The 24,884-nt window shown below is 72.2% G+C and carries 21 protein-coding genes, 3 pseudogenes and 1 riboswitch; of the genes and pseudogenes, 18 read left to right on the top strand and 6 right to left on the bottom strand.

The window, feature by feature from the left end; genetic code table 11:
• Nucleotides 1-169 precede the first annotated feature (169 nt).
• Complete coding sequence (locus ACFY0P_RS41995; RefSeq protein WP_388926138.1) at nt 170-448, top strand: hypothetical protein; 279 nt, start codon at nt 170-172, stop codon at nt 446-448.
• Nucleotides 449-614: 166 nt separating this feature from the next.
• Nucleotides 615-773, top strand: a riboswitch (cyclic di-AMP (ydaO/yuaA leader).
• 220 nt (nt 774-993) lie between these two features.
• Nucleotides 994-1,152 (top strand): hypothetical protein, encoded by a 159-nt coding sequence (locus tag ACFY0P_RS41990; RefSeq protein WP_388926135.1) that lies wholly within the window; start codon nt 994-996, stop codon nt 1,150-1,152.
• Nucleotides 1,153-1,303: 151 nt separating this feature from the next.
• Here ACFY0P_RS41990 and ACFY0P_RS41985 read toward each other — a convergent pair whose 3' ends face one another.
• Nucleotides 1,304-1,618 carry a hypothetical protein gene (locus ACFY0P_RS41985; RefSeq protein ID WP_388926132.1) on the bottom strand — a complete coding sequence of 105 codons (315 nt, stop codon included), beginning with the start codon at nt 1,616-1,618 and terminating at the stop codon, nt 1,304-1,306.
• Nucleotides 1,619-1,787: 169 nt separating this feature from the next.
• Nucleotides 1,788-1,976 carry a hypothetical protein gene (locus ACFY0P_RS41980; RefSeq protein ID WP_388926129.1) on the bottom strand — a complete coding sequence of 63 codons (189 nt, stop codon included), beginning with the start codon at nt 1,974-1,976 and terminating at the stop codon, nt 1,788-1,790.
• Between the two features lie 163 nt (nt 1,977-2,139).
• Here ACFY0P_RS41980 and ACFY0P_RS41975 point away from each other — a divergent pair, with 163 nt between their 5' ends.
• The 6 genes from ACFY0P_RS41975 to ACFY0P_RS41950 all read left to right on the top strand — a co-directional run bounded on the left by ACFY0P_RS41975 (nt 2,140) and on the right by ACFY0P_RS41950 (nt 8,138).
• Nucleotides 2,140-3,336: an exo-beta-N-acetylmuramidase NamZ domain-containing protein gene (locus tag ACFY0P_RS41975; protein ID WP_388926126.1), complete on the top strand. Its 1,197-nt coding sequence runs from the start codon at nt 2,140-2,142 to the stop codon at nt 3,334-3,336.
• 55 nt (nt 3,337-3,391) lie between these two features.
• Nucleotides 3,392-4,381 carry a GNAT family N-acetyltransferase gene (locus ACFY0P_RS41970; protein ID WP_388926123.1) on the top strand — a complete coding sequence of 330 codons (990 nt, stop codon included), beginning with the start codon at nt 3,392-3,394 and terminating at the stop codon, nt 4,379-4,381.
• Nucleotides 4,378-5,676, top strand: coding sequence for an ABC transporter substrate-binding protein (locus ACFY0P_RS41965; protein ID WP_388926120.1), 1,299 nt, complete (start codon nt 4,378-4,380; stop codon nt 5,674-5,676). Before ACFY0P_RS41970 ends, ACFY0P_RS41965 begins: the two co-directional genes overlap by 4 nt.
• Nucleotides 5,670-6,632, top strand: coding sequence for a carbohydrate ABC transporter permease (locus ACFY0P_RS41960; protein ID WP_388926117.1), 963 nt, complete (start codon nt 5,670-5,672; stop codon nt 6,630-6,632). Before ACFY0P_RS41965 ends, ACFY0P_RS41960 begins: the two co-directional genes overlap by 7 nt.
• Nucleotides 6,629-7,498, top strand: a complete 870-nt coding sequence (locus tag ACFY0P_RS41955) for a carbohydrate ABC transporter permease (RefSeq protein ID WP_388926113.1) — start codon at nt 6,629-6,631, stop codon at nt 7,496-7,498. Before ACFY0P_RS41960 ends, ACFY0P_RS41955 begins: the two co-directional genes overlap by 4 nt.
• Before the next feature lie 352 nt (nt 7,499-7,850).
• Nucleotides 7,851-8,138, top strand: a complete 288-nt coding sequence (locus ACFY0P_RS41950; RefSeq protein ID WP_388926110.1) for a hypothetical protein — start codon at nt 7,851-7,853, stop codon at nt 8,136-8,138.
• Between the two features lie 97 nt (nt 8,139-8,235).
• Here the strand turns inward: ACFY0P_RS41950 and ACFY0P_RS41945 are convergent, their stop codons facing one another.
• The gene (locus ACFY0P_RS41945; protein ID WP_388926108.1) at nt 8,236-8,556 is read right to left on the bottom strand and encodes a hypothetical protein; all 321 of its coding nucleotides are present in this window, start codon (nt 8,554-8,556) and stop codon (nt 8,236-8,238) included.
• 96 nt (nt 8,557-8,652) lie between these two features.
• Here ACFY0P_RS41945 and ACFY0P_RS41940 point away from each other — a divergent pair, with 96 nt between their 5' ends.
• From ACFY0P_RS41940 to ACFY0P_RS41920, 5 genes and pseudogenes are all read left to right on the top strand, one after another.
• The gene (locus ACFY0P_RS41940; protein ID WP_388926105.1) at nt 8,653-9,204 is read left to right on the top strand and encodes a SigE family RNA polymerase sigma factor; all 552 of its coding nucleotides are present in this window, start codon (nt 8,653-8,655) and stop codon (nt 9,202-9,204) included.
• Nucleotides 9,201-9,893, top strand: coding sequence for a hypothetical protein (locus ACFY0P_RS41935; protein ID WP_388926103.1), 693 nt, complete (start codon nt 9,201-9,203; stop codon nt 9,891-9,893). Before ACFY0P_RS41940 ends, ACFY0P_RS41935 begins: the two co-directional genes overlap by 4 nt.
• Nucleotides 9,894-10,001: 108 nt before the next feature.
• Nucleotides 10,002-10,192, top strand: a pseudogene (locus ACFY0P_RS41930) (transposase family protein); the annotation flags it as partial.
• 255 nt (nt 10,193-10,447) lie between these two features.
• Entirely contained in the window at nt 10,448-13,342 is a 2,895-nt protein-coding gene (locus ACFY0P_RS41925) for a BTAD domain-containing putative transcriptional regulator (RefSeq protein ID WP_388926101.1), read from the top strand.
• A 107-nt stretch (nt 13,343-13,449) separates the two neighbouring features.
• Nucleotides 13,450-13,989, top strand: coding sequence for a sigma-70 family RNA polymerase sigma factor (locus ACFY0P_RS41920; protein WP_388926099.1), 540 nt, complete (start codon nt 13,450-13,452; stop codon nt 13,987-13,989).
• On the opposite strand, the gene ACFY0P_RS41915 is transcribed toward ACFY0P_RS41920, so the two are convergent.
• Nucleotides 13,973-15,403 (bottom strand): hypothetical protein, encoded by a 1,431-nt coding sequence (locus ACFY0P_RS41915; protein WP_388926097.1) that lies wholly within the window; start codon nt 15,401-15,403, stop codon nt 13,973-13,975. The genes ACFY0P_RS41920 and ACFY0P_RS41915 overlap by 17 nt on opposite strands.
• Nucleotides 15,404-15,640: 237 nt before the next feature.
• On the opposite strand from ACFY0P_RS41915, the gene ACFY0P_RS41910 reads away from it, so the two are divergent.
• The 4 genes and pseudogenes from ACFY0P_RS41910 to ACFY0P_RS41895 form a co-directional block, all read left to right on the top strand.
• Entirely contained in the window at nt 15,641-17,581 is a 1,941-nt protein-coding gene (locus ACFY0P_RS41910) for a putative T7SS-secreted protein (RefSeq protein ID WP_388926095.1), read from the top strand.
• An 85-nt stretch (nt 17,582-17,666) separates the two neighbouring features.
• Nucleotides 17,667-17,960, top strand: coding sequence for a WXG100 family type VII secretion target (locus ACFY0P_RS41905; RefSeq protein ID WP_383718804.1), 294 nt, complete (start codon nt 17,667-17,669; stop codon nt 17,958-17,960).
• 88 nt (nt 17,961-18,048) lie between these two features.
• Nucleotides 18,049-22,443 (top strand): FtsK/SpoIIIE domain-containing protein, encoded by a 4,395-nt coding sequence (locus ACFY0P_RS41900; protein WP_388926093.1) that lies wholly within the window; start codon nt 18,049-18,051, stop codon nt 22,441-22,443.
• Nucleotides 22,440-22,805: pseudogene (locus ACFY0P_RS41895) on the top strand (hypothetical protein); the annotation flags it as partial. The gene ACFY0P_RS41900 and the pseudogene ACFY0P_RS41895, both read left to right, overlap by 4 nt.
• A gap of 55 nt (nt 22,806-22,860) precedes the next feature.
• Here the strand turns inward: ACFY0P_RS41895 and ACFY0P_RS41890 are convergent.
• Nucleotides 22,861-23,265 (bottom strand): annotated as a pseudogene (locus tag ACFY0P_RS41890) (phosphotransferase); the annotation flags it as partial.
• A gap of 99 nt (nt 23,266-23,364) precedes the next feature.
• Between ACFY0P_RS41890 and ACFY0P_RS41885 the strand changes: the two are divergent.
• A complete protein-coding gene (locus ACFY0P_RS41885; RefSeq protein WP_388926375.1) occupies nt 23,365-24,027 on the top strand; it encodes a Type 1 glutamine amidotransferase-like domain-containing protein in 663 nt (220 codons plus the stop codon).
• 207 nt (nt 24,028-24,234) lie between these two features.
• Here ACFY0P_RS41885 and ACFY0P_RS41880 read toward each other — a convergent pair whose 3' ends face one another.
• A complete protein-coding gene (locus ACFY0P_RS41880; protein WP_388926090.1) occupies nt 24,235-24,882 on the bottom strand; it encodes a hypothetical protein in 648 nt (215 codons plus the stop codon).
• Nucleotides 24,883-24,884 lie beyond the last annotated feature (2 nt).

Here is a 24,884-nt window from a genome sequence, read left to right as displayed (position 1 = left end):
AAAGCCTTGGTCTACGGGGTCGAGAACGAGGACGAGGACTTCGCGGCCTGGCGAGCCGGCCAGCGGCACACGCCGGAGAACCGTGGTCGGTCCCCTGGACGGCGGACCCCGACAAGCTGGAGATCACCGTCACGCGCGAGGAGCTGTGCAGGCGCCTTCGAGAGGAGTCATGACCGAGTTACCCGAGCACGCTCCGGCAGACCGTATGGGCGTCCTCCTGGCGGCGTACCAGTACGGGCTGGGCTCCTGCTTCCGCTGCTCCCGCCAGGGCGTTCAGGTGGCGCGGATCGGCGAGATCACCAGCGACGGGGACGAGACTCCGCGGTACGCGTGCCGGAGGTGCGTACAGGAGTTGCTCACCATGCACGACCACGGCATGGAGCGAATGGACGGGCGCTCCCGAATGGTTCAGATCCCCAGAACCCCTCGCGGAGCGGTGGCCAACTGATCAGATGGCTCCCCCAAGCTGCCCGTGAGGAAGAAAGCCCTGGCCGTCTCGCAGCGGCTGGGGCTTTCCCACGCCCCTGTGCCAGCCGTGCACCGTGAGGCGAGGCACGAGTCGGGCCCGAATGCGCCCCTGCGCCTCGAGTGCTCCCATTCACGCTCCCGGTCACATACCTCTCGGTCTACATTCCCCATACGAACGGAGGCGGGGACCCACCTTCAGGTCAGGGGCGAATCGACACGCGAAGCCGCAGGAGGCGGCTGCGTTGCCGTAGGGCGAAGGTCGTCCGAGTCCGACAGCTAACCCGCTAGGCACCGCGATCGTCCAGAGCCGAGTCCGTCAGCACCGTGTCACCACGAGTGTGGATGCGACTTGGAGATGTGCATGTTCGCGCTGAGCGGGGTCATGTTCCGGGCCCTTACCGCGCTGACGGCGATCCTCTGCGCTGTCGGCCTCATTTGCATGATCATCCTCATGGGCCCAACCTGGCTTCTGTGGCCACTGCTGTCGAAGGAACAGCGGTCCGATCTCCAGAGGCTCGTGACCGCGTGGACAAAGTGGGTCGGCACGTTGATCACGGCACGTTCGGCACCCAAGAAACCCTCAAGTGGGTAGGTTCCAAGGAAAGTGTGGTGCGGCGCGCGCTGGACGTCGTCACCGGAGTGGTGCTGTGCGCGCTCGGTGTGGCGGTGGCCGGGGGAGTCTGACCGCACCCGGCGGGTGCCGTCGCGGTGATCATGGCCCGGCGCTCGTGCAACGACCGGTGGCGCCGATCACCGCGAAGCGACCGGCGCCACCGGAGGGCTGGACAGGCCACGGCCGGTGCGCCCGGATTCCCGCACCTGCCGGAGCCGCTGCTCAGCGGGGGTTGAACAGCACGCTGGCGAAGCGGACGCTGCCGGACGCCGAGTGCCCCGGAGCGACCCGGTGCTCGGTGCCCTTGCACTTCGCCTTGCTGTAGACGACGAGCGCCTTCTTCGTCGCGTTCTGCGGCCCGCGCGCCTCCTGCGCCATGTCGAGGCACTTGCGGTCCGGCGGGTTCTGGACGGCGTACGCCTTGCCCTTCGGCCCCACCCAGACGAAGGTCCCGTCGGCGGCGGCCGCGGGTCCCATGGTGATGACGGTGAGGGCGAGCCCGCCGAGAGCGACGGCGAGCGGACGGAGGAGGCGCATCGTGAAGTCCTTCGTGAACGTGGAACGGTGACCTACGGGGACCCCGGGTCCGGGGCCCGGCGACATAACACACCGTCACCGCACCCGGATGCCCGAACGACACGGAAACGTCCCACGTCCGGGGGACGCCGTCGGCGTGTCGTGACGCCCGGTCCGGCGGGTCGGCGGCTCACACGAACGCCACGACCAGGGCGACCGCGACGGTGAGTGCCGACAGCCCGACCATCGCGGTCCGCCAGGCGAAGGACGGCCGCGGTGGCGGGGGCGCCGGGTCGGGGACGTCCTCACCCAGGTGGGGACTGTCCAGCCAGTAGGCGTCGGACAGTTGGGCGAAGGAAGGAGTGTCGCTGAAGCCCATGCCCCTTCCAACGCCCGCGACGGGCACGGGAGTCGGCGCGACCGGCGGCGTCACACCATCGGGGCAATCCGGTTCCCCGCGATTCCTCACCGTAATGACGGGATATAAGAGTAAATTCCTGACCGTTGACTGAGGGAGTTCCCACCGGCAGACGGGGCAGAGGATGAGCACGGACGACCGCGTCGCGGTGACGACCGGGATCGCGCGACTGCACGCGACGCCCGCACTCGCCGGGCCCGGCCGGTTCGGGCTGGTGACCAACCACACGGGTGTCCTGCCCGACCTGCGCCCGGCCGCAGCCGCGCTGCTTGCGGCCGGCGCGCCCCTGGTCGCCCTGTTCGGTGCCGAACACGGACTGCACGGGACCGGCCAGGCCGGCGAGAGCGAGGCCGCCCGGACGGACCCCGGCACCGGCCTGCCGGTCCACGACACCTACCGCTGCGACGGCGAGCGCCTCGACAAGCTGCTGATCGACAGCGGCGTCGACGCCCTCGTCCACGACCTGCAGGACATCGGGGCCCGGTACTACACCTACGTGTGGACCATGTTCGACCTGATGGTCTCGGCGGCCCGCACCGGTATCCGGTTCGTGGTCGCCGACCGGCCCAATCCGCTCGGCGGACTCGTCAGCGAGGGCCCGCTGCTGGACCCGGCCTGGGCCAGCTTCGTCGGGCGCGCGCCGGTCCCCGTCCGGCACGGCCTCACCTGCGGCGAACTCGCCCGCCATCTCAACGCCTCGGCCGTGCCCCGGGCGGCGGGCCGCGCGGCCGACCTGACGGTGATCGAGCTCCTCGGCTGGCGGCGCGCCCTGGACGCCGCCGCCACCGGCCTGCCCTGGATCGCCCCCTCGCCGAACATCCCGACACCCGACACCGCCACCGTGTACCCCGGCACCTGCCTCTTCGAGGGCACGAACCTCTCGGAGGGCCGCGGTACCACCCAGCCCTTCGAGATCGTCGGCGCCCCCTACCTCGACGCCCGGTTCGCACCCGCGCTCGCCGAACTCGGCCTGCCCGGGGTGCACTTCCGTGACCTGCGGTTCGTGCCCGCCTTCCACAAGCACGCCGGACGGCAGCTGCGCGGGGTCCAGCTCCACGTCACCGACCGCGCGGCGTTCGCCCCCGTACGCACCGCCGTCGCGATGCTCGCCGTGCTGCGGCGGCTGTACCCCGACGACTTCGCCTGGCACATCGCGGACGGCGGCGCCGAGGGGACCGGTCACCGGCACTTCGTCGACCTGCTGTGGGGCTCCGACCGGCTGCGGCGCGCCGTCGACGCGGGCGAGGACCCGCTGCCGCTGTGCGACCCGCCGGCCGCGCCCGCCCGCTGGGCCGGCGACGACGTCCTGCTCTACCCCTGAGACCTGCTGTTCCCTCCCCGACAGCTCCCGCCCCGCTCGGAAGGACACCCCGTCGATGACCGATCTCACGACCCTCACGACGACCAACCGGGCCGGGATCCGCGGCTTCCGTGCGGGCGACGGACCACAGGTGCTGGAGGCATGGCGGCGGAGCGCGCCGGCCGACCCCGTCACCCCGGACCGTTTCCGCTCCCTGGTACTGCTCGACCCCAACTTCGACCCGGAGGGGCTGCGGGTCGCCGTCGAAGGCGAGCGGGTCGTCGGCGCCGCCTACGCGGTGCGCCGGCAGGTCCCGATGGCCGGCACGGATCTGGAGCCGGAGCAGGGCTGGATCCCGTTCTTCTTCGTCGAGCCGGACGCCCGCGGGCGCGGCCTCGGCCGCCGGCTGCTGACCGAGGCCCTCGACTGGCTGCACGGCCACGGCCGTACGAAGGTGGACTTCTCCTCGTACACCCCGAACTACGTCTTCCCCGGCCTGGACGCCGAGGCCTACCCGGAGGCGGCGGGGCTGCTCGACTCCCTGGGCTTTCGCACCCTGTACGAGGCGGCGGCGATGGACCGCGTCCTGGTCGGCTACCGCGTTCCGGACGAGATCGTGCTCCGCGTGGGCGACCTGACCGCGCGGGGCTACCGGTTCGGCACCCCGGCCGACGACGACCTGGTGGATCTTCTCGCCCTCGCCGGGAGCCACTTCGGGCCGGACTGGGCGTGCACGATCCGGGCGTGCCTGACCGCGGGCACGCCGCTCGACCGGATCGTCGTGGCCCGCGACCCCGGGCGCCGCATGGTCGGCTGGGCGATGCACGGCGCGTTCGACTCGGTGGACGAGCGGTTCGGGCCGATCGGCGTGCTGGAGGAGATGCGCGGCACCGGACTCGGCGAGGTCCTCCTCCACCTGGTCCTGGAGCGGATGCGGGCGCTGCGGGCGCACTCCGCGTGGTTCCTGTGGACCGGCGCACAGTCGCCGGCGGGTCACCTCTACCGCAAGAGCGGCTTCACCACGACCCGGGTGTTCAAGGTGATGCGCAGGGAGACCGCCCGGTGACACCGTCACTGAGCCGCCGTCACTTCGCGCTCGGGCTGCCCTCGGCGCTCCTCGCCGGGTGTGCCGCGCCGCACCAGGGAACCGGGCGGCCCGGTGATCCGGTCGTCCTCACCCTGCTCTCCCACTACGCGAGCGGGGAGCTCAAGAAGGCTCTCCAGGGGCCGGTCGACGAGTGGAACGCCCTGCACGACCGGGTCAAGGTGCGGACGAAGGCCGTCGAGTTCACCGACCTGCTGACCACCTTCATGGTCCGGCAGGCCGCAGGCCAGGGCACGGACATCCTGCACCCGTACTGCCTGTGGAACGGCCAGCTCGTCCGGGCCGGGGTGCTGAGGCCCGCGCCGCCCGAGCATGCCGCGGAGATCAGCCGCGGCTACGGCACCGCCGCCGTCGGCTCCGCGTCGGTGGCGGGCAGGGTCTACGGCTACCCCACCGAGATGCAGACGTACGCGCTCTACTACAACAAACGGCTGCTGCGCGAGGCCGGCGTCGACGGCCCGCCGCGCACCTGGCCGGAGCTGGAGGAGACCGCCTACCGGACCGCCCGGCAGGACCGGTACGGCAACACGCTGGTCCAGGGATTCGGCCTGTCGACCTTCGACGACTCCACGACCGTCGGCCAGACCCTCGCCCTGCTCAACGCCGCCGGCGGACGGTTCGTCTCGGCCGACGGCAGGCGCACCGCCATCGACTCGCCGCCCGGCCGCGCCGTGTTCGACCTGGAGCGCCGCCTCGTCGACAGGGGCGCGAGCGCCCCCGGCGTCAACGTCTACCAGGCCTTCGCCTCCGGACAGGTGGCCATGGTGATCAGCGCCGGCTGGTGGACCGCAAACCTGAAGGCGCTGATGGGCGCGGCCTACCGCGACGTCGGCGTCGCTCCCGTGCCCCTTCCGGCGGCGGACGGCAGACGCGCCACGCTCTCCACCGGCTTCATGCTCGGCGTCAACACCGCCAGCCAACACCCTCGCGAGGCCTGGGAGTTCCTGCGCTGGCTCAACGCCGAGAAGGTGCGCGGCACGACCCGGATGAGCGCCCTGCAGGCGTCGGTCGGCTCCCTGACCGGCCGCGCCGACGACATGCGCACGCTCCTCGGCACCGGCGGCGACCCGAACCTGCACCCGTTCCTGGACGCCCTGGCGTATGCCGTACCCGAACCGAACGTGCCGGGCGCGCAGCAGGCCAAGTCGCTGCTGCGCAAGAACATCGAGGCCTTGTGGACCGGCCAGCAGACGGTCGACGAGGCCCTGCGCTCCACCCGCCGCCAGGTCGACCAGGAGGTGTCGCGGTCATGGTGAACGCCACCCTGGCACCGGAGCCGACCGAACCGGCGGCGCACGACAGGTCCGCCGCTCTCGGAGTCCGCGTCCATGGCCGTCGCCGGCGCCGCCAAGCGGTCGTCGCCTACCTCTTCCTGGCGCCGACGCTGCTGTTCTACGCCGTCTTCCTCGCCCTGCCGCTCGGCTTCGCGGTGCTGCTGTCGACGTCCCGCTGGGCCGGCTTCGACCTCGGCGACATCGACCCGGTCGGCCTGGACAACTTCGCCGGCCTGTTCGCCGGCGGCTCGACGTTCCTGACCCCGATCCTCACCAACACGCTGCTGTTCGCCCTCGGCACCGTGGCACTCGCACTCGCCGGCTCGGTACTCGTCGCCACCTGCATCGACAAGCTGAGGTTCCAGGGGCTGTGGCGCACCCTGTACTTCCTGCCGATCGTCACGACCGTCGTCGCCGTCGGCAACGTCTGGAAGTACATGTACCAGCCGGGCGGCCTCGTCAACGGCGTCCTCAACGCCGTCGGGCTCGGCTCGGTGGCGTTCCTCGAGGACCCGGACACCGCGCTGCCCGCGGTGGTGGTCGTCCAGGCCTGGGCCTCCGTCGGCTCGGCGATCCTCGTCCTGACCGCCGGGCTGAAGTCCATCCCCGAGTCGTACTACGAGGCCGCCGCGCTCGACGGCGCCAGGCCCGCGACCGTCTTCTGGCGGATCACGCTGCCGCTGCTGCGGCCCTCCCTGCTGTTCGTGTGCGTCACCCAGTTCCTCACCGGCCTCCAGTCCTTCGCGCTGATCATCGTGATGACCAAGGGCGGACCGGGCGACGCGACGAACGTGGCCGCGCTCGAGATGTACCGGCAGGCCTTCTCCTACGGAGACTGGGGCACCGCGAGCGCCGCCGCCTTCGTGCTGTTCGCGGTGGTCCTCGCGGTCACGCTGGTCCAGTTGTGGATCTTCCGGCGCAAGGGGGAGGACGCGTGATCCGGCGACGCTTCCCGTGGCTGTCGTATCTGCTGGTGGTCACCGGCGCGGTGCTCACGGTGGTGCCGTTCGCCGACATGCTGATGACGTCCTTCAAGGGTCCGGACGAGGCGGGCACGCTGCCCTACCGGTTCCTGCCGAAGGCGTTCGACCTGTCCAACTACCGGGCGGCGATCCACCAGCTCGATCTGCCGGTGCTCTTCCGCAACAGCGTCGTCGCGACGGCCATGATCACCGGCTCGGTGCTGCTCACGTCGTCGCTCGCGGGCTACGCGCTCGCCAAACTCCGCTTCCCCGGCCGGGACTTCGTCTTCCGGCTCGTGCTGTCGACGATGATGTTCCCGCCGTTCCTCTTCTTCATCCCGCACTTCCTGATCCTGGTGCACTGGCCGTTGGCGGGCGGAAACGACCTGCTCGGGCGCGGCGGCGCGGGTCTGACCCTCAGTATCGTGGCCCTTGCCATGCCGTTCCTCGTCAGCAGTTTCGGGATCTTCCTGACGCGCCAGTTCATGGTCTCCATCCCGGACGAGGTCCTGGAGGCCGCGCGCATCGACGGATGCGGCGAGTTCACCGTGTGGTGGCGGATCGTCGTCCCGCAGACCAAGCCGGTCCTGGTCACCCTCGGCCTGCTCACCTTCGTCGACGCCTGGAACGAGTACATCTGGGCCCTGCTCGTCTCCACCGCCAACCCGGACGTGATGACCCTGCCCGTCGGCATCCAGTTCCTCCAGGACTACGTCGACCCGACCCGCACGCTGCCCATCGTGATGGCCGGCCTGGTCCTGAGCGTCCTGCCGGTCCTTGTCCTCTTCCTGCTGTTGCAGAAGTACTACATCAGGGGCGTCATGCTCAGCGGCCTCAAGTGAGGGCCCCGCATCCCGAGCCGCGCCCGCCGAGCGTGTCACGACGTATCGATAGGTCGGGGAGCGCGGCGAAGCCGCGGCAAGCCCGCTCAGCCCGGGCCTGCGACGGCCGTTCCCGCAGGTCGGGACCGCGGAGAGTGTGGACTGCTCGAAGCGCGGGATGAGGCGGAAGCCCAGCGGGAGTCACGACCGCGGGGGCGAAGGCCGCCGGATGCGCCGCGGCAGAGTGCCGAACCCGCTTCTCACCTCCCTGCTCGACGGCCCTGCGCACGGCTACGAACTGATGGACCGTCTCGAGGCCTCCGGCGGCGGAACATGGCGGCCGAGCCCCGGTTCCGGGTAGCCGCTGCTGCAGTTGTTCGTGGACAGCGGCCTGGTCGAGGGGCGGGAGGCCCAGGGGCGCAAGGTCTTCGAGCTGACGGACGCCGGCCGCGAGCAGGCGCTGCAGCAGCGGGACGGCACCGCGGAGCCGGTGCCGTCCCTGGACGGGCACCACTCACCGCTGCGGAGGGAGATGGGAAGGGCTGAAGGCCGCCGCCCGCCAGGTGTCGGCCTCGGAAGCCGCCCCGCAGCAGCTGGAGGAGGCGATCGCCGCCGTCAGGCGGCCCGCCGGACGCTGTACCGGATCCTGATGGACCAGTGATCCGCCGGGCGCCACGCGGCGGTGTGCGAGGCCCGTCGGCGTGCCTCACGGACCTCGCACGCTCAAGGTCTCCCGGTCGGTACGGCCGGTCCCGGGGTCACAGGGACTGCTTCATGAGCCACTCCCGGATACCGGGGATCGAGTAGGCGATCTGCCAGGTCCCCGTGTGCGCGTTGAGCGCATCGGTCGTGGCCGTCACCGTCCCCGTGAGGAAGGTCGCGTAGTTGACCGGCGCCTTCTGCTTCTCCAGGGCGCGTACGTCCGCGGCGAACTGCGCGGCGTCGGAGCCCGCGTCCCACACCGCGGTGCCGACCTTGGTGCCCTCGGCCTCGATGACGGCGGTGATGGCGTTCTCGCCGACCCGGTGGAGGTGGCGGAGTCGCCGTGGATCGACTGGCGGGGAGGGGGGCCGGAGCACTGGGGCCCGGAGACGTGACGGTCGAGAAAGTCTGACCGGCAGGGCAGTCGAACCCCCTTCCGTACCCGTCTTTACGGGGGAACGAGGGAGGGCGCATTGAACGCCGACGAGGAACGCCAGTTCCGCGAGTTCGTGGCGGCGCGGTCGAGATCGCTGCTGCACACGGCCTACCTGCTGACCGGGGACTGGGAGCAGGGCCGGGACCTGCTCCAGACCGCGCTTGCCTCCACCGCTCGGCGTTGGTCGAAGCTGCGCGACCGGGAACAGCCGGAGATCTATGTCCGCCGGGCTCTCTACCACGCCCAGGTGGATCGCTTCCGGCTCCTCAGCTGGGGGCGGGAAACGGTCACGGACACCGTGCCGGACCAGCCGTCCGGGCAGGTCGCCGACTGGGCCGACACCGTGGTCCAGCGGCAGGACATCATGGCCGCGCTGCGGCGGCTGCCCAAGCGCCAGCGTGCGGTGATCGTCCTGCGCTACTTCGAGGACCGGCCGGACAACGAGATCGCCGCGATTCTGGGCGTTGCCCAGGGGACGGTCCGCAGCCAGACCCACAAGGCCCTCGCCTCTCTCCGCACCACCCTGGCCGAGGCAGGGCCGTCGGCCGCCTCCTCCTCCACCGCCGCCGGAAGGGGCGCCACCGCATGAACGACTCGACCGAACACCCGCTGCACGATGCCTTGCACGCCCATGTCCGGGAGAGCAGCAGTGACGCCGCCGGTGCCCATCTGGTCGGACTGGCCGACGGCGCGTTGCGGGTCGCCCGGCGGCGGCAGTGGCTGGCCCGCGCCGGCGTCGGCGTCGTCGCAGCCGCCGTGGTCGCCACCGCCTGGGTGGCCGTCGCGGACGGCGCGACCCCCCGCGCGCACGTGGTCCAGCCCGCCACAGGGGGCGGCACCGGGAAGGCGACCCCGGTCTCCCTCCTGCCGGTCACCTCGTCCGTGGAGCGCGCCTGCACCCAGGGCAGCGACGGCTACACCGTGCACGCGACCGCGACCCAACCGGCGTTCTGCGTCCACACCGACCGGGCCAAGGGCATGACCGACGTCCGCGTCACCTCCGCGAAGGCCGGGGAAAGCACCATCGACGGCACCTGGCAGGTCGAGGTGACCCTCAGCCCCGCCGACCGGACCCGTTTCGCCGCCCTCACCGGCTCCATCGCGGCGGCCCCGGTCCCGCGCAACGAATTCGCCATCGTCATCGACGGCAAGCTCTGGGGCAACCCCCACGTGACCTCCTCGATCACCGGCGGCCGCTTCGAAATCGTCGGGGCCTACGTCGGGGATCTCAGCAGCGCCACCGCCCACGATCTCGCCCACCGGCTGAATCCCAGGTGAGTGGTCGACTCCCGCTACGGCGTCGGCACGGCGAAAAGGCCCCCGCCTGCGGGAAATCCGCAGGCGGGGGCCTTGATACCTGCGCGAACACACCACTCCGGCGAAGATCGCCGCCGGGTTCGGCAGGAACTCTCTCCCACCGAAAAGACCCTCAACCGGGCAGTTGCCGCTGCACGAGCGCCCGTCGAGCGTGGCGTCGCCCGCCTGAAGTCCTGCGCATCTTCCGCCGGTCCCGATGCAGCCCGAATCGAATGACGTCAATCGCCAAGGCCATCCTTACGCTGAAGCGGCAACGCTGAAGAGGCTCAGGGAATGTTTATGAGAACCATATGAGTGGCGGAGAATTACACGGGCAGGACACGGACCGCACAGCCGAGGGCGTCGGACCGGCGGGTGCTCCGCGCCGCGTGGCCGGTTCGGTGCGTGCGACGCACCGTGGCGACGGAACCGTGCGTCGGCATGGGCGCACGGACTTTATGCTCGTGCGAAGCCGCGCGCCCCAGGGGGCGGACGCGTCGGCCTCGCATGTCGTCACAGTCGGTACAGGGGACCCGGTGCAAACACGATTCGCCGTGCTCGGACCCGTCCGGGCCTGGCGCGGCGACACGGAACTGGTGCTGGGGCCGCCCAAGGAGCGTGCGCTGCTCGCCTTGCTGCTGACCGAGGCGGGGCATCCGGTCTCGGTCCATGAGATCGTCGACGCGCTGTGGGGAGAGGACCCGCCGGACAGCGCCGTGAACGTCGTCCAGCGGCACATCGGAGCGCTGCGCCGGCTGCTCGAGCCCGGCCTCCCGGCCAGGGGCGAATCCCGCTGCCTGGTGCGGGGTTCGGGCGGCTACCGCCTCGAAGTCGACGCCGACTCCCTCGACCTGCTCCGCTTCCGGGCGCTGCGACGGCAGGCGGACCGAGCGGCGCAGGACGGGCAACCGGCCACCGCCACCGAGCTGTTGATCGAGGCACTGGCGCTGTGGCGCGGCCCCGCGGCCTCCGGCATCGCGGCCGAGGTACGGGCCCACCCGGCCTTCACCGCACTCGACGACGAGCATCTCGCCGCCGTCAAGGAGGCCGCCGAACTGGCCCTGGAAGCCGGTGGAGGCCTCGGCGCACGGGTCCTGGTGACGCTCCGGCAGGCCGCCGCCCAGCACCCCCTCGACGAAGGACTGCAGGCCAGACTGATCCTGATGCTCGCCGCCACCGGGCACCAGGCCGAAGCCCTGGACGTCCACCGGACCGTACGCACCCGCCTCGCCGACGAACTGGGCGTGCAACCGGGCCCCGAACTCCAGGCCGCCCAACAGCGCGTGCTCGGCCGTACCCACCCCAGCTCCGCGGGCACCGGACCGGCCGAGTCCGGCGAGGCCCCGGACCGGACGGCCGATGCCGCGGCGGTCCGGCCGGGAGCCGTCCCCACCGTGCGCCCCGCCCAACTCCCCGTGGACCTGGCCGCCTTCACCGGCCGGCGCGAGGAACTCGCCCGTGTCCAGGCACTGCTGCCCGCGACCGACGAACCGGCGTCGACGGTGGTGATCAGCGTCATCGGCGGCATGGCCGGCGTCGGCAAGACCACCTTCGCGGTGCACTGGGCGCACAGCGTCGCCGGCCGTTTCCCCGACGGGCAGCTCTACGTCAACCTGCGCGGCTTCCATCCCACCGGCTCGATCATGAGCGCTGCGGAGGCGATACGGTCCTTCCTCGACGCGTTCGGCATCCCAGCCCAGCGCATCCCTGCGGGGCTGGACGCGCAGGCCGCGCTGTACCGCAGCATCCTCGCGGACCGGCGCGTCCTCGTCGTTCTCGACAACGCGCGGGACACCGAGCAGGTCCGGCCCCTGCTGCCCGGTGCACCCGGCTGCATGGTCGTCGTCACCAGCCGCAACCAGCTCTACGGCCTGGTGGCCGGCGAGGGGGCGCACTCGCTGAGCCTGGACGTGCTCAGCGACGCCGACGCCCACGCGTTCCTGACCTGCCGGCTCGGTGCCGAACGGGTCGCGCGCGAACCCGCCGCCGTCGCGGAGATCATCGGCCTGTGCGGACGGCTCCCGTTGGCACTGGCCGTCGTCAGCGCCCGCGCGGTCGTGAACCCGACGTTTCCGCTCGCGTCCGTCGCCGCCGAACTGCACGAGAGCGAGGAGAGTCTCGACGCCTTCTCCGGAGAGGCCCCGGCCGCGGACGCGCGCAGCGCGTTCTCCTGGTCGTATCAGCTCCTCACGCCTGCGGCCGCCCGCGTGTTCCGCCTGCTCGCCCTGCATCCGGGTCTCGACTGCTCGCTCGCCGCCGCGGCCAGCCTGGCCGGGCAGCGGACCGGCGAGGTCCGGCCGCTGCTCGCGGAGTTGGCCCGCGCCCACCTGATCTCGGAGCCCGTGCCGGGCCGGTACGGCTGCCACGAGTTGCTGCGCGCCTATGCCGGTGAACTGGCCCCGACGCAGGACACGGTGCAGGAGCTGACCGCCGCGCGGCGCCGCATGCTCGACCACTACCTGCACGGCGTGCACGCGGCCGACAGCGTCCTCGCCCCCGCCCGGGAACGCATCCGGCTACGGCCCCACGCGAGCGGGGTGACCGTCCCGCGGCTGCCCGACCAGGCAGCCGCGGACCACTGGCTGGAGACCAACCGGTCCGTCCTGCTCGCGGTGATCGAACAGGACGCCCGGCACGGCAGCGGCGAACACAGCTGGCAGCTGGCCGCGACCCTGGAGCTGTACCTGGACCGCATCGGGCGCTGGGAGGAGCAACTCGGTGCGCAGACCACGGCCGTCGGGGCCGCCCAGCGCCTGGGCGACATACGCGGCCAGGCGTACGGGCACCGGGCGCTCGGCTTCGTCAGCGGCCGTTTCGAGCGGTGGGACGAGGCCGACGCGCACCTGTCGCGTGCCCTGGAACTCTTCGGCGAGACCGGCGACCGGGCCGGCCAGGGCAGGACCCACCGCTACGCCGCCTTCCTCGCCAACCGGCGCGGACGCCACGCGGCGGCCCTGGACCACTACGCCCGGGCCGGCGCCCTCTACGGCGAGACCGGACAGCGGGGCGTCCGGGCGACCATCGCCAACGAGGTCGGATGGACGTACATCCTGATGGGCAGGTACGAGGACGCCCTGGCGGAGTGCGGCCGGGCGCTCCAGGTCCACCGGGAGACGGGCGACCGCAACGGCGAGGCCGCCGCCTGGGACAGCCTCGGTTACGCCCACCACCACCTGGACCACCACGACCGCGCCCTCGACTGCTACCGGCACGCGCTGGAGCTGTACCGGGAGATCCGCGACCGCTATCTGGAGGCCGACACGCTGGTGCACATCGGCGACACCCACCGCGCGGCGCGGGACGACGCGCAGGCCGCGCTCGCCTGGCGCGAAGCGCTCGGCATCCTGGAGGAGATCGACCATCCGGAGGCCACGGACCTCCGCGAGCGGCTGAAGGACCTCGCCGCACCCGATCCGGCCCCACGTCAGTAAACCGTCAGAAGTCCTTCAGAGTTTAGGAAACGGGCCCTGCCTACGCTCCCTGCTCCGCTCCGTCCGGAGCGGGAGGTGCGTACCGCATTCCCGTCAGGAACTCGAAGATGACTACGACCACGCACGCGGCCGCTGCCTCGGCCGCGCGTCGCGACCAGTTGCTGCACACCATGGTGTCCGACCACGCCAAGGCACTGCTCGCCTACGCCGAGAAGCTGCTGAACGACCGTCACACGGCCGAGGACATCGTCCAGGAGACCCTCATCCGCGCCTGGCCGCACGCGGAACGCCTCTACAGCACCGAGGGATCGGTACGGGGCTGGCTCCTCAAGGTCACCCGCAACCTGGTCGTCGACCGGATGCGCAGTGCCACCGCGCGGCACGAGACCATCGGCGCGGACGACCGGGACGTGCCCCTGCCCGACCACTCCGGCGCCGTGCTGGCCGCGGTCGAGGCGGCCGACCTGCTGCGGCTGTTGTCCCCCGAGCACCGGGAGGTACTCCTGCACACCTACGTGTGCGGCCGGACGGCGCAGGAGACGGCCCGCTTCCTCGGCATACCCGCCGGAACCGTCAAGTCCCGGCGGCACTACGCCCTCAACACCCTGCGCGCCAGGACCGGTCAGGAGCTCAGGCCGGAACGGTGAGCCGCACATCCAGCACCGGGATGTCGACCTGGCCGTCCGCGTCGGTCCGCCAGCGCCAGTGCGCGCCGACGGCCTCGCCGCACACCAGACCGGTCCAGCCCGCGCCGCCCGGCCCGCACAGCGCGGCCAGTTCGGCGGCCGCCGCCTCGCCCGGTGTCCCGGCCACCACGACCAGGCCCCGCACCGGCCGGCGCGCGGCTCCGGCACGCACCGTCCCCTGCTCTTCGGCGGGCGCGACCGGAGCAGGCGCGTCGACCCGGGGCAGCTGCCGAAGCCCCGCCGGCACGGTCAGCGGCAGGGCACCGTCCGCCCCGCGCAGCACGGTCACCGGAGTCTCCGGGCGGGTGCGCGCGATCTCCGCCAGCACGTTCTGCACGACGTCCCGGGCCACGTTCTGATCACCGCTCACGCTGAGGACGCCGTCCAGCCGGCTGAGGTCCACGAACACCGGCTCGCCGTCGCCGTCCGTGCCCGCGCGCACCAGGCAGGCGGAGCCGACCGCGGTCTGTGCCGTCGTGGCGGTGTCCTCGCCGCGGGTCAGCCAGCCGGTGGCGGCCGCGGGGCGGCGCCAGCGGGTGCCGTCGATGTTCGTCCACGGGGCGTCGGCCGTGTCGGCGGCCGCCAGCCACACCGTCACGCCCGTGCCGTCGACGCGCAGCGCGTGCACCGGACGCTCCGGCCGCTGCGGGGTGGGCGCGAACTCGCCGAGGGTGCCGTAGGCGCGTCGTACCGCGTCCGCGTCGGTGGCGAACCGGCGGCCCGTCGCCTGGCGCCGCATCAGCCGGCGCCTGCGCCGCATCGGCTCGCCGAGCCGGCGTACGGCGCGCCGTACGGAGCCGTACGCGATCCGCACCTTGCGCCTGCCGACGATGCCGGCGGTGACCAGGGCGAGAAGGATCGTGCCGAGCACCGCCACGGCCGCGGCCAGCGGAAAGGTGAACGTCGTGGACTGCTGTGCGCCGGGCGGGGCCGTCTGCTGTCCGGACGCCGGGGGTGCGGTGGTCGCGCCCTGGTTCCCGGTGTCACGGGCCAGTTGGACGCCGGGCCCCGAGGCGTCCTGCGGAAGCCGCAGGATCCAGCCCGGGTGCAGTTGGTCGTCCGGGCTGTTCAGGGCCCCGCCGTCCTTCTGGGCCTGGCCGCGGTTGAGGCCGAAGATCTCGCCGGACCGCGAGACGTCGCCCAGCGTGGCGGCGGCGATCGACTGCAGGGTGGCGAGTTGCCCGCCGGACTGCGCCGGGTCGGGCACCACGAACACCTTGATCAGTTCGTCGTCGGACCCCGCCGCGTGCGCGGAGCCCGTCCCGCCCAGCGCCACGAGGCACGCCGCCAGCAGCGCCACCAGGGCACGCAGGAGTGTCCGTACCGCGGGGGTCGCCGGCCTGTGCCCCGATCCTCGGTCCGCGCTGCTGCTCATCGTGTCCACCCATGCCCTCCGTGGTTCCGTTGCACCGACTACACGGAGCCGCCCGGTGAAAACGTTCGAAGCGAACTCCGAAGCGAACTCCGGTGTGAACTTCGAAGCGAACTCCGGTGTGAACTTCGATGTGAACTTCCGGGCGGACTTCGGACCGAACTCGGTTTGAACCCTTCGCGACGCCGCCCCCGTGTACCTGGCGAACAGCACCAACAGGCACCGGACCGGGGGACCCCAATGGCACGTCGGCACGCGAGTCCCGAGGACTTCCAGCTCGTCGGCATGGACTCGGACCCGACGCCCGGCGACCCCGACCTGATCCAGGGCGTGATGCAGCGGTACCGGGACATCGGGGACGCCGCGGAGAAGGCGCTCAACGTCCTGAAGAAGGACGGGACGATCTCGCAGGGCCGCGGTTCGGCGATGGACCAGCTGAAGGAGAAGATCGGCGACGATCTCCCGGACAAGCTGACCAAGACCATGACCTCCTACCACGACGCGGCCCAGGCCTACAGCGACTACATGCCGCGACTGCGGGAGGCCCAGGACACCTTCGACCGGGCGGTGGACCAGGCGCGGACCGCCGCACCGCAGGCGAACCAGACGCCCAAGGAGCTGGGTGCGAACCCCACGGACGCGGAGAAGTCCGAGGCACGCAGGACCCAGGACGCCATCGACGCCGGCAAGTCGGAGCTGAACGCGGCCAAGAGCCTGGCGGAGCAGGCCAGATCGATGCGGGAGAGCGCGCAGCGCCAGTGTGCGGATGTACTGGACCGGGCGGCGCAGGAGGCGATTCCGGAGCGGAACATCTTCCAGAAGATCGCCGACTTCTTCAAGGACTTCCCGTTCGTCCAGATCCTGCTGGCCGCCCTCGTCGCCGTCGTGGCGGTGTTCTTCCCCGTGGTCGGCGCGCTGCTCGGCGGGGCGTTGTTCGTCTTCAACCAAGTCATCGCCAGTCAGACCGGAGGTATCAAGGCCGGTGACTTCGTCGTCGGTCTGCTCGGGATCGTCCCCGGCGGCTCCCTGCTGAAGCTCGGCGGCAGGGCCGTCGAGGCGATCGCTCCCGCCGCCGTGGCCGCCGTGAAGAACTCCGGGTTCATCGCCAGGAGCAGCGGGTCGCTCACCAAGATCGGGGAGTCCCTCACCACCAACAAGGTCGTGAGCGGTGTCCTCGCCAACCCCGTCGGCAAGGTGGGCGCGGAGATCACCGGCAACTTCCTGACCAACTCGGCGCTGGAGGCGGGGGCCAAGGCGGCCAACGGCGACAAGATCACGGCCGCGGGCGTGTTCGCGGGGGCCGCGGCCGGGGCGGTGGCCGGGGCCGCCTTCAAGGGAGGCATCGGCAGTATCGGAAAGAGGCGCGGGAACCCTCCGGTCGAGGAGGGCAAGGGCGGCCGGTTCGGCGACACCACGGAACCCGCGGCCGGGGACACCGTGGGCAAGCGGGCCGCCGACCAGGTCGGGGGCTTCGTCGAGGAGGGCGCCACCCTCGGGACGAAGATCGGCGTGGGCGTCGCCCAGGGCGGCGACCCCAACGAGGTCGCGGCCGGCGAGATCGCCAACTCCGCCCCGAAGCTCGGCGCCGGACCGGTCGGCAAGGCGGGCCTCGGGCGCGCGATCGACGGCCTCACGGACAAGATCCCCGTCAAGACCGGCCCCAGGCCCTCGACCGGTACGCCGAACACACCCCCCGCCGCCCCGCCGGCCGCACCGGCCCCGGCCAACACCCCGGCCGGCGCCCAGCCGACGACCCCGGCCCCGGTGAACACCCCGGCGGGGGCGCACCCGGCGACGCCCGCTCCGCTGGATCCGGCGAACGTGCCGATCCCGCCGTCGCCCACCAGCCCGCACCCCTCCACCCCGCCCCCGGTGGATCCGGCGAACGTACCGATCCCGCCGTCGCCCACCAGCCCGCACCCTTCCACCCCGCCCCCGGTGGAACCGGCGAACGTACCGCTGCCGCCCTCCCCGACCACCTCGCACGCCCCCGACGTGCCGTCGCCCGCTCCCACCGCCTCGGACGGTGGCAGCTCTCCGGGCCGCCCCGCGGTCCCCCCGATCAGCACCTCCGACTCGCAGTCGAACTCCGGCATCGAGCCGTCGTCCCCGTCGAGCGATGGCTTCGTCACCGCGCCGACGAGCCCCGCCGAAGGGCAGGACGGCGGCAACGGCCGCTAGCCGCCCCGCCGTCCGCGCACCCCGCACCCAGTCCTCCGTCCTCGAAGGGACGGATCGCACCAACCAACCAGCTAGGAGCTCTTCCATGCCCAACTACGCCGTCAACTCGGACACCACCGCCTCCACCTCGCAGGCCCTGCTCAACGACTTCTCCCAGCTCCAGGACAAGCTCAACGAGGTCAAGGGCAAGATCTCCAACCTGCTCGCCGACGGCTACAGCACGCCGGCCGCCCAGCAGAAGTTCTCGCCGTTCTTCGACGAGTTCGCGAAGGGCTTCGACCAGGTCAACCAGGGCCTCCAGGGGATCGGCCAGTACGTGAAGTCCGTCGGCGAGGCCTTCGACCAGACCGACAGCCAGCTCGGCTCCAACCTCTCCTGACCCACGGGGCCGGTCCGCCGCCACGGCGGGCGGTGCCGCACCCACCTCAACCCGAGCCTCCACACGAGAAGGACGATGAGCAGTGCGATTGACCGTCAGCGTGCGTGACCCGCAGGTCGAGGGGGTGTCCGCCACCGTCGCCGTGGAAACCGAACCGTCCGCGCAGACGGGCAGGTTCGCGGCCGAGCTGGCCCGGGCCGTCGGGTATGCCGGGGCGACGGCGGGGGAGCCGTCCCTCTACATCGGCTCGACCCTCGTCGACCCGGACACCACTCTCCAGGGCGCCGGTGTCCGGGACGGCATGGACCTCGGGCTCGGCGCTCCCCTTCCCCGGGAGCCCGAGCCCGAGGGCCGCACCGAGGTCCGACTGGCGTCGGGCCCGGGCGCCGGAACCGTCTTCCGGCTGGTCCCGGGCGACTACGACATCGGCAGCGGCCCCCTGTGCCGGATCCGCCTCCCCGAGGGTGCCCCGCCGCTCGCGGCCCGGATCCGGGTCCGCCTCGACGGGAGCGCCGAACTCCTCATGACGGACGGGGCGTTGCTCGACGGCAAGCCCGCCGAGGACCCCGGCCCGTGGCGGGAGGGCAGCCAACTGGCTGTGGGCGACACCCTCCTTGAGCTGACCTCGCGCTCGGCGGCCCGCGCTCCGCTGACCCCGGCCCAGGACGGGCTCGGCCTGGAGTTCAACCGGCCGCCGAGGTTCCTGCCGCCCGCCGCGGGCGCCAAGTTCCGGCTGCCCACCCCGCCGGTCAAGCCCGACAAGCGGCCCATCCCGCTGCTGCCGATCCTGCTGCTGCCGGCCGGCAGCGCCGCGATCGCCATCTTCGTCACCCACCGCTGGTCCTTCGTCTTCATCGCCCTGCTCTCCCCGATCGCCGCGCTGGTCACCCAGTTCGGCGGCCGCAAGCAGGCGATGCTCAAGTACCTGGAGAAGAAGGAGGAGTACGACCGGACACTGGCCCGGGTACGCGCGGACATCGACGCCGCCGTCCTTGAGGAGCAGCACAACCTGCGGCTGTCGCTGCCCGACCCGGCCACCCTGCTCCAGATGGCGGTGCAGCCCTCGGAACGGCTGTGGGAACGCCGTTGGCAGGACCCCGACTTCCTCACCGTACGCGTCGGCACCACCGACCTGCCCTCGTCGGTGAGCGTCGACGACCCCGAGCAGGACGAGCACCGGCGCTCCACCGTGCCGTGGCTCAACCAGGTGCCGGTCGCCGTGCCACTGCGCCGGGCCGGAGTCGCGGGCGTGGCGGGACCGGGCGCGACGCGGCTGGCCGGCTGGCTGGCCGCCCAGGCCGCCGCCCTGCACAGCCCGACCGACCTGCGCATCGTCGTCCTCGCCGGACCGGACGGCGAACGCGACTGGTCCTGGACCCGCTGGCTGCCCCACACCCAGGCCCAGGGCGAGGACGCCTACGCCCTGATCGGCTCGACCGCCGACTCCCTGGCCCGGCGCATCGGCGAACTCGGCCAGCTCGTGGCCTCCCGCACGGCCGCAGGCCCCGACGTCACCCGCGGCGGGGCCAACGGCTACCCCGATGTCCTCGTCGTCCTGGAACAGGCCCGCCGGGCCCGCTCGCTGCCCGGCGTGATCGCGCTGCTGCGCGACGGCCCGTCCGTGGGCGTCCACACGATCTGCATCGACCGCGAGGAACGGCTGCTGCCCGAGGAGTGCGGCGCCGTCGTCGTCACCGAACCGGGCGCCACCACGTGCCGGGTGCGCACCGGCTCCGGCGCCGCGCTGGAGAACGTCCGCAGCGACTCGCCGGAACCCGACTGGTACGAGCACTTCGCCCGCGCCCTGGCCCCGCTGCGCGGCGTCGGCGACAGCGACGAGAGCGCCCTGCCCGGCTCCGTACGCCTGCTGGACCTGCTGCACATCGAACCGCCCACCGCGGAGGCCGTGGTGGCCGGCTGGTCGCTGGGCGGCCGCAGCACCCGGGCCCTGCTCGGCGTCGGATACGACGGTGAGTTCGCCGTCGACCTGGTCCGCGACGGCCCCCACGCACTGATCGCCGGCACCACCGGCTCCGGCAAGTCCGAGCTGCTCCAGACCCTGGTCGCCACCCTCGCGGTGGTCAACCGGCCCGACGAGATGACGTTCGTGCTCGTCGACTACAAGGGCGGCAGCGCCTTCGCCGAATGCGCCGACCTGCCGCACACCGTCGGCCTGGTCACCGACCTCGACACCCGCCTCGTGGAGCGGGCACTGGTCTCCCTCGGCGCCGAACTGCGCCGCCGCGAGACCCAGTTGGCGCAGGCCGGCGCCAAGGACATCGAGGACTACCTCGACAAGCGCGCCCGCGGCGGCAACGTACTGCCCCCGCTGCCCCGACTGCTGCTGGTCATCGACGAGTTCGCGTCCATGGTGCGGGAACTGCCCGAGTTCATCTCCGGTCTGGTGAACATCGCGCAGCGCGGCCGCTCGCTCGGCATCCACCTGGTGCTGGCGACCCAGCGTCCCGGCGGCGCGGTCACGCCGGACATCCGCGCCAACACCAACCTGCGGATCGCGCTGCGCACCACCGACACCAGCGAGAGCCGCGACATCATCGACGCCCCCGACTCCGGGGACATCTCGCCCGCCAACCCGGGCCGCGCGTACGCCCGGCTCGGTCCTTCGGCCCTGCTGCCGTTCCAGTCGGGCCGCGTCGGCGGCCGGCGCCCCGGCGGTCAGGCCGCCGTGGGGACCGAGGTGTCCGTCCGCGCGGAGACGGTGATCTGGCAGAACCTCGGCGGCCCGCTGCCGGCCACCCGCTCCCGGGGCGGCTCGGGAGCGGCACAGACCGAGGCCGTCACCGACCTGGCCGTCCTCGCCGGAGCCGTCGCCCAGGCGGCCCGGCTCGCGGAGGTACCGCGCCAGCCCAGCCCCTGGCTGCCGCCGCTGCCCGCCCTGCTCCCGTGGACCCCGCCGCCCGCGCCCAAGCCCACCGCCGAGCGGGAGGCGGCCCTGCCCGCCGTGGAGTACGGCGTGGTCGACCTGCCCGCCCAGCAGACCCGCGTCCCCCTGGTCCTCGACCTCGACCGGGCCGGCCATCTGCACATCGTCGGCTCGCCCCGCAGCGGACGCTCCCAGACGCTGCGCACCCTGGCCGCCGCCCTCGCCCAGGCCCACGGCGCCGACGACGTCCACCTGTACGGCATCGACTGCGGCAACGGCGCGCTCAACGCCCTGACGGCGCTGCCGCACTGCGGTGCCGTCGTCGACCGCAACCAGACCGAGCGCCTCGGCCGCCTCCTGGACCGCCTCGGCGCCGAACTCACCGCCCGCCAGAGCATCCTGGGCGCACGGGGCACGGCCGACCTGACCGAACTGCGCAGGGCCCAGGCCGCCGAGGAACGGCTCGCCCACATCGTGCTGATGGTCGACCGGTTCGAGGTCTTCGAGCGCGAGTTCACCCAGTACGACAACGGCAGCTACATGGAGCGCATGATCCGGCTGCTGCGCGACGGCGCGGGCGTCGGCATCCACGTGGTGCTCGCCGGTGACCGGGTGCTGGGCAGCAGCCGGTTCTCCGGAACCACCGAGGACAAGATCGTCCTCAGGCTCAACGACCGCCAGGACTACTCCAGCGTGGGCATCCCCTCCAAGTCCGCGCCGACCGACCCCGCACCGGGGCGCGGCATCCGCACCCAGGACCTCAGCGAGGCGCAGATCGCGGTGCTCGGCGAGGACCTGTCCGGCACCGCACAGGCCGAGATCCTGGTCACCCTCGGCCGGGAGCTGACCGAACGCGAGTCCCCGGTCCCCGCCGCGCGCCGCCCGATCCGCCTCGACGTGCTCCCCGACCAGATCACGTACGCCGAGGCCCTCGCCCTGCACACCCGGGGCGGTCCCATGCGGCCCCTGGTGGCCGTCGGCGGCGACACGCTCACCTCGCTCTCCCCGGACCTGGCGGACGTGCCCACGTTCGTCATCGCCGGGCCGCCGCGCACCGGCCGCAGCACCGCCCTGCTCACGGCGGCGGAGTCCCTGCTGGCCGCCGGTGCCGGCCTCATCGTGCTGGCACCCCGGCGCTCGCCGCTGCGGCAGCTGCGGGGACGGCCCGGCGTGGCCGCGCTCATCACCGACGCCGAGGTGACGGCACAGGAGTTCCGGCAGGCGCTCGGCAATGTGCCGGAGGAGCAGGGCGTGATCGTCGTGGACGACGCCGAACTGTTCATGGGCGCCGAGATCGACCCCGACCTCGCGCTGCTCGCCCGCGGCGGCGCCGGCACCGGCTGGGGCGTGCTCGCGGCCGGCAACGCGGAGTCGCTGGCGCTGAGCCTGGCCGGCTGGATGGGCCAGGTGAAGCGGAACCGCACCGGCATGCTGCTCTCCCCGCAGGGGCTGAGTGACGGCGAGGTCATCGGAGTGAAGCTGACCCGGGGCGTCGTAGGACAGGCGCCGCAGCCGGGCCGGGGTCTGCTGCACCTGGGCGACGGAACGCTGCGGACGGTCCAGGTCCCGTTCCTGGAGGCGCTCACAGCGGACCTGTGAAGCCGGGAGGCGCGCCCCCACTTCCCCCTTGGGGCGCGCCTCCCCCCACCCGCAGGCCCGGACGCCCTTCGCTTGCGCCCGTAGACGTGAAAGATCCTGTGCTCCGCGCCGACGCGGCTCCGAGACCGATCCGTCTCACCGCAGACGGCCGTGAGCAGCTGACCTTCGTCCCGGGCGACGTCGCTCTGCCGCCGTTTCCGCGCCGGGTGATGACCGAGACCGCGCTGAGATCGGTGGGAAGCCTGCTGAGGCGCCTGCACGACGCCAGCGCGGCCATCGCGGTCGACGCATGCGCTGAGTGGCCCCGATCCCTGGCCGACCCGGCGGGAGGGACGATGCCGTGCCACTACGACGTGTGCCCGGGGCCGGCCGCCCATGGGAACAGGCGCTGATCTTGTTCTTCGACCTCTTGGCCGGTCATCCCAACAGGGCAGCCGTGAACATCTCGTGGTGAGCCGCCGGCCACCGCTGGATGCGGTCCCAGCGCTGCCAGCCACCATGCTCGGACAGCGCCTGGGTGTAGCCGGGGTCGCCGTCGCCCACTCGGCCGGCGACGAAGGCCCGGCAGGATGCGGTGGCCTGCTCGATGACGCCGGACAGTTCAGCGCGCTCCTGCGGGGAGTGGCCGTAGCCGCCGGCGAGGATCCGCAGCCGCGCCGGGGCGTCCAGCCCGGTGGGACAGAGAACCGCCGCGGACGTGGGATCGAGCATGGGTATCCAGTAGCGGGCGGTCATGGCGACGTCCCACACGGCCCGGCCGGGGGCCGCCAGGTCGAAATCGATCAGGGCTGTGGCAGGGTCGGTGCGGAAGGCGACGTTTTCCAGCTACTCCTGCCACCACCGCTTCACTGGAGTCAGAACCCACCTCCCGTGGCCTCACGGCTTCCTTGTACGAATGCGGCTTTCCTCGGGAAGGACATGATGAAGCTGCTCCTCACCGACTCCGGCGTCAAGAACGCGAGCATCCAGGATGCGCTGGTCGACCTCCTGGGCAAGCCGGTCGCCGAGTCCAGCGCCCTGTGCATTCCCACCGCGGGGTACGGGGCCCCCGACGCCGATCCGGTCGGGCCGTGGCGATTCATCAGCGGGCGGTCCCCCAGTCCCATGACCGGGCTGGGCTGGAAGTCGGTGGGCGTGCTGGAGCTCACCGCGCTGCCCAGCATCGAGAAGGCGCACTGGGTCTCCTGGGTCAGGGAAGCCGACGTGCTGCTGGTCAATGGCGGTGACGCGCTGTATCTGAGCCACTGGATGCGGGAATCCGGGCTGGCTGAACTCATGCCGTCGCTGCCCGACACGGTCTACGTGGGAGTCAGCGCCGGGAGCATGGTGATGACCCCCCGCATCGGGGAGGACTTCGTGGGCTGGAAGCCGCCCACCGGCGGCGACAGTGCGCTGGGCCTGGTCGACTTTTCGATCTTCCCGCACCTGGATCATCCGTCCTGCCCGGAAAACACCATGGCCGCGGCAGAGCGATGGGCGGCCGAGATCGGGGGCCCGGCGTACGCGATCGACGAGCAGACCGCCATCAAGGTGACCGACGGCGCCGTGGAAGTGGTCTCCGAGGGCCACTGGAAGGTGTTCTAGACGTCATCTCATGTGATCGCTCCGCGGTGGCGAATGAGGATGACGTCAGCAACCGGCTCCGCCCTGACGCTCCCCCCACCAGCGCGGAGCGTCTGTTCCGCCACGTCCACGGCCGCAGCGGACGCTCCTCGGACACCCGAGGCCGGCCACTCGTTCCGCGCCGCGAGCATCATCGAGCGCGACCGCCCCGGAGGCTGAAAGACAGGCTCAGGCGGCGACGCCGTCGCTCCCGTCGTCGTCCGGGAGAACCTGGACGCCGTCGTCCGTCACGAAGCGGAACGTGCTCGTGATGGCGTCGAAAAGGTCGTACACCTCAGTCTTCAACGGCAGGTTGGGGCTGGCGAGGGTGACCACGAGGAAGTCCTCGGTGCTGCCGGGTACCGGCATCATCGTGTGCATCGTCAGCAGCTTGACGTCGATGTCCCCGGTCAGCCGGGTCACCTCGGTGCCGGTGACCCGGGCGACCGTGCCCACGTGGGGCACCTTCGCCGAGGCGATGACCCGGTCCTTCGGTGCCGCACCGGTCGCCGAGGAGACCCCGAGCCGCGTGGACAGCACGGGCAACGTGAGCTCCTCGCCCTTGGGCGTGTTGACGGCGAAGACCATGCCGTACGCCATGAACAGGCCCTCGGTGTACATCGTCGCCGTGCCCGCTGCCAGCAGCGCCCCGTAGCGGCGGGCCGCCCGGGTCACCTCCCGGCCCTGCCGGAACATGTCGTTGATCCGCGCCTTCTCGCGTGGGTCGTCGGTCGCGGCGAGGGCCTGGGCGCGGGTCCTGGCGAGTTCCTCGCCGCTCAGGTCCACCTGCTGCCACTGGTCCGGTATGTCCAGCAGAAATCGTTGTGCCGTGCTCATCG

The organism is Streptomyces sp. NPDC001714 (assembly GCF_042892755.1).
In the GTDB taxonomy this organism is placed as follows: Bacteria; Actinomycetota; Actinomycetes; order Streptomycetales; family Streptomycetaceae; genus Streptomyces.
Note: the sequence above shows the minus strand (reverse complement) of the source record. Positions and strands in the feature narration are given on the sequence as shown.